2 protein-coding genes are annotated in these 1155 nt (G+C 57.1%); one reads left to right on the top strand and one right to left on the bottom strand.

The annotated features are described in order from the left end of the window. Positions 1 to 39 precede the first annotated feature (39 nt). Entirely contained in the window at positions 40 to 303 is a 264-nt protein-coding gene (locus tag NW856_RS10490) for a sulfiredoxin (protein WP_011432677.1), read from the top strand. Here NW856_RS10490 and NW856_RS10485 read toward each other — a convergent pair. After that, entirely contained in the window at positions 289 to 978 is a 690-nt protein-coding gene (locus NW856_RS10485) for a response regulator transcription factor (RefSeq protein ID WP_011432676.1), read from the bottom strand. The two genes, NW856_RS10490 and NW856_RS10485, sit on opposite strands and share 15 nt — an antisense overlap. Positions 979 to 1155 lie beyond the last annotated feature (177 nt).

Here is a 1155-nt window from a genome sequence, read left to right as displayed (position 1 = left end):
TTCAGCAGTGTTCAGCGTAAATGTATCAGAAAGTTCAACATGGCGCAGATTCGCGAGATTCCCCTTGCCCAAATTCGCCGCCCTTTGCCGCGGCAAACGGATCCGGATAAGGTGCAGGCGCTGATGGCTTCCATTGAAGCAGTCGGCCTACAGGAGCCCATTGAGGTTTTGGAAGTGGAAGGGGAGTATTATGGGTTCTCCGGCTGCCATCGCTACGAGGCATTTGTCCGCTTGGGCAAGGAGCGGATCCCCTGCCGGGTGCGAAAAGCGCCACGTGCTGTTTTGAGGCTACACCTGGCCTGAGAGGGATCCCTTCTGGCCCGGCTCCTCTTCGGCGGTGTAGCCCCGTTCGTAGGCAAAACGCACCAGTTGCGAGCGATTTTCCAAAGAAAGCTTGCTGAGGATGTTGGTCAGGTGAGTTTGCACAGTGCGCGGGCTGATGAACAGCTTCTCGCCGATTTGCTTGTTGGTGAAGCCGCGAATGACTTCCCGAAAGACCCGCTCCTCAGCAGGGGTCAGAGGCAATTCGGGTGGGGTGGGGCGGGGGTCCGCTTCGGGTTTTGGCTGGGACTGCTGTTGGATTAGCCGCAAAATTTCCGATTGGGTGCGGCGGGAGCGTTCAATCTGGGCCTCGATTTTGGCCACCAACTCCAGGGGTTCAAAGGGCTTGATGATGTAGTCATCCGCCCCCCGCTCGTAGCCCTGAACCCGGTCATCGATCTCTCCCCGCGAAGAGAGAAAAATGAAGGGGACGAGCTCGCCGCCGCGCTGTTGGCGCAGCTGTCGGCAAAACTCGAAGCCGTCCATTTCCGGCATCACCACATCTGAAACCACCACATCCGGCTGCTCTTGGGCAAACAGACGCAACCCTTCTACACCCGAAGCGCCTGTACAAACCCGATAGCCATGCTGAGTCAGGTGGCGGCTCAGCACCTTCAGGGAGAGGGGATCGTCATCTACGACCAGTACACGCTTCATGAGGACTCGAGGAGGCTGTTGGGGAAAAGGGTAAAGCGCTATTCACCTGTTATCTGTCGCTATTTTAGGGAGACGGACAGGATTCGTCATTTGACTGGGGTGCCTTGACCCATAATAGTGGTTTCAAGGGTGGCCTGGTTGAAAGGTAAACTACCCGGCTCCGACCGCTAAGCGGTA

The sequence above is a fragment of the Synechococcus sp. R3-13 genome, assembly GCF_047462195.1.
Taxonomy (GTDB): domain Bacteria; phylum Cyanobacteriota; class Cyanobacteriia; order Thermostichales; family Thermostichaceae; genus Thermostichus.
Note: the sequence above shows the minus strand (reverse complement) of the source record. Positions and strands in the feature narration are given on the sequence as shown.

Bases quoted from the DNA above. Each gene is read 5' to 3' on its own strand.
- NW856_RS10485 (WP_011432676.1), bottom strand. From the start codon at position 978: ATGAAGCGTGTACTGGTCGTAGATGACGATCCCCTCTCCCTGAAGGTG.
- NW856_RS10490 (WP_011432677.1), top strand. From the start codon at position 40: ATGGCGCAGATTCGCGAGATTCCCCTTGCCCAAATTCGCCGCCCTTTG.